General features: G+C 68.4%; 3 protein-coding genes, 1 other RNA gene and 1 pseudogene. 2 read left to right on the top strand and 3 right to left on the bottom strand.

Annotation, left to right across the window (positions count from 1 at the left end; all coding sequences use genetic code 11):
• From RKE40_RS29455 to rpmH, 3 genes and pseudogenes are all read right to left on the bottom strand, one after another.
• A pseudogene (locus RKE40_RS29455) lies at window positions 1–195 on the bottom strand (membrane protein insertase YidC); the annotation flags it as partial.
• Between the two features lie 2 nt (window positions 196–197).
• A complete protein-coding gene (gene rnpA, locus RKE40_RS29450) occupies window positions 198–626 on the bottom strand; it encodes a ribonuclease P protein component (protein WP_316021707.1) in 429 nt (142 codons plus the stop codon).
• Window positions 627–681: 55 nt separating this feature from the next.
• The gene (gene rpmH / locus RKE40_RS29445) at window positions 682–816 is read right to left on the bottom strand and encodes a 50S ribosomal protein L34 (protein ID WP_038364779.1); all 135 of its coding nucleotides are present in this window, start codon (window positions 814–816) and stop codon (window positions 682–684) included.
• A gap of 264 nt (window positions 817–1,080) precedes the next feature.
• On the opposite strand from rpmH, the gene ffs reads away from it, so the two are divergent.
• Together ffs and RKE40_RS29435 are read left to right on the top strand one after the other, a co-directional pair.
• Window positions 1,081–1,177: signal recognition particle sRNA small type (ffs, locus tag RKE40_RS29440), an RNA gene on the top strand.
• Between the two features lie 107 nt (window positions 1,178–1,284).
• Window positions 1,285–2,537 (top strand): DNA polymerase III subunit gamma/tau (locus tag RKE40_RS29435; protein WP_316021706.1); only part of this gene is annotated, 1,253 nt, incomplete at its 3' end.

The following is a 2,537-nucleotide window of genomic DNA, read 5'->3' as shown; positions in this document are numbered from 1 at the left end:
GCCAGGGGCCGGGGCGGCGCCCGGCGTCGGCACGCTTCCCGGAGCCGGCGGCTGCTGGCTCTGCGTCTGCTGGTTCTGCTGCGCGACCTGCTTCTGCTTCTCCATCTGCGGCACGCCGTAGAAGAACTGCCAGCCGAGCAGCACGACCACGGAGAGCGTGATCGCCAGGAGCAGATTACGGTTTTCTTCTTTCATCTTCATGGTCGAAAACGGGTCTCGCTGTCGGCCCTGGCGGGCTTCTCGGGAAGGGGGCGTTTGCCGGAAGGCGGGCCGCGACGGTTGCCGCCGGGGCGGGCGCGGTCGAGCGCGACCGAGAGGTCGGCGACCATGGCGCGAAAATCGGCGGCGATCGTTTCGGGACGGGCGACGACAACGACGTCGCAGGAGCGATCGAGCTGCTCGGCCAGAGCGAGCTTGGCTGCGGCGCGCAGGCGCCGGCGGATACGGTTGCGCTCGACCGCACCGCCGACCTTGCGCGAGGCGGTGAGGCCGAGTCTGAGTCCGGCTTCGGCAGCGTCGCGCCGCTGATCGTTGACCTGCACGGTGAAGGCAGGCGAACGAAAACGGCGGCCATGCTCGGCCGCCGCGAGAAAGTCCCTGCGTTGCGTCAGACGGGCGATGCGCATGGCGTTTGGCCAGTCTTCACGAAACCGGCGCGCCGGGAGCGCGCGCCTCACCTCATCAGGCCGACAGGCGCTTGCGGCCGTGGGCGCGACGGGCAGCGATGACCTTGCGGCCACCCTTGGTCGCCATGCGGGCACGGTAGCCGTGGCGACGCTTGCGAACCAGCTTGCTGGGTTGATAGGTTCTCTTCACGGTCCGTCTCCGGGGCCTTGTCTCAGCGTAGCGACCACAGCTCTCGAAGAGAAAGCCAAGGCCAGCCAAGCCTGTCATGCAAAAGGTTCCGCGCCGCCGTTGGGCTGCACAGGTCGCGGGCTTATGGCGGAAGGGGAGACCCGAGTCAATGCCGAAACACCTGTGTCGCAGCAGCGCAGGGATGGTTTTCCAGTCGACTTGCTGGGAAGGCGACTTGTCGAAAGCCGACTTGCGCTCGCGCCTCACTTCACCGATATAGCCGGCGGGAGGTTGGCGAGGGACGTCTCACTCGCCAACCCGGTCAGGTCCGGAAGGAAGCAGCCGTAACGAGACCGAACGGGTCTTCGTCCAGCCTCCCACCTGCCGCCTCGCGCGGCGACGCATCTGTGGCGCGGTTCCTGATATGGTCAGGCCCGGCGGATGCAAGGCGCCGTTGACCGCCGCGCCGCGATTGGCGAAAGCAATGGCATGACCGACGCGACCGTCCCCGCCGACGAGCCGGGCTTCCCTGGCCTTGCCCCCGCGCCCGCCGCCGCTGCGAGCCAGCCGGCCGGCTATCGCGTGCTCGCCCGCAAGTACCGGCCGGCGCATTTCGGCGACCTGATCGGCCAGGATGCCATGGTCAGGACACTGACCAATGCCTTCGCGGCCGGCCGCATCCCTCAGGCCTGGATGCTGACCGGCGTGCGCGGCGTCGGCAAGACCACGACGGCCCGCATCCTGGCGCGCGCCCTGAACTACCAGAATGCCGACGGCACGGGCGCGCCGACCACCGACCTTTCGAGCTTCGGCGTGCATTGCCAGGCGATCGTCGAGGGCCGGCATATCGACGTGATGGAGATCGACGCCGCCTCCAATAACGGCGTCGACAATGTCCGCCAGATCAACGACGCCGTGCGCTATGCGCCGACCAGCGCGCGCTACAAGGTCTACATCATCGACGAGGTCCACATGCTCTCGGGAGGCGCGTTCAACGCCTTCCTGAAGACGCTGGAGGAACCGCCGCCGCACGCCAAGTTCATCTTTGCCACCACGGAAATCCGCAAGGTGCCGGTGACGGTGCTGTCGCGCTGCCAGCGCTTCGACCTTCGCCGCGTCGATGCCGGCCTGCTGGTCGGCCATCTCGGCGGCATCTGCAAGGCCGAGGGCATCGAGGCGGAGGACGAGGCGCTGGCCGCGATCTCCCGCGCCGCCGAAGGCTCGGTGCGCGATTCGCTCTCGATCCTCGACCAGGCGATTGCCCATGCCGGCGGCAAGATCACGCTGGAAGAGGTCCGCACCATGCTCGGCCTCTCCGACCGGGCCAGGGTGATCGACCTGTTCGAGCAGGTGATGAAGGGCGACATCGCAGCCGCGCTCGGCGAGCTCCGGGCGCAATACGATGCCGGCGCCGACCCTGCCGTCGTGCTCTCGGACCTCGCCGAATTCAGCCATCTGGTGACGCGCCTGAAGCTCGTGCCCGATGCTGCCAAGGACAACAGCCTGAGCCAGGCGGAGCGGACCCGCGGCGCCGATTTCGCCCAGCGCCTGTCGATTCGCGTGCTCGCACGCGCCTGGCAGATGCTGCTGAAGGCGATCGCCGAAGTGCGCCAGGCCGACCGCCCGGTGATGGCGGCCGAGATGGCGCTGGTGCGCCTCGCCCATGCCGCCGACCTGCCGACGCCTGACGAGGTGCTGCGGATGCTGCGTGACGGGAATGGTGGGGCCGGCAACGGCAATGG

Source organism: Allobosea rubneri (genome assembly GCF_032464875.1).
GTDB lineage: Bacteria > Pseudomonadota > Alphaproteobacteria > Rhizobiales > Beijerinckiaceae > Allobosea > Allobosea rubneri.
Note: the sequence above shows the minus strand (reverse complement) of the source record. Positions and strands in the feature narration are given on the sequence as shown.

Bases quoted from the DNA above. Each gene is read 5' to 3' on its own strand.
- rnpA (WP_316021707.1), bottom strand. From the start codon at position 626: ATGCGCATCGCCCGTCTGACGCAACGCAGGGACTTTCTCGCGGCGGCC.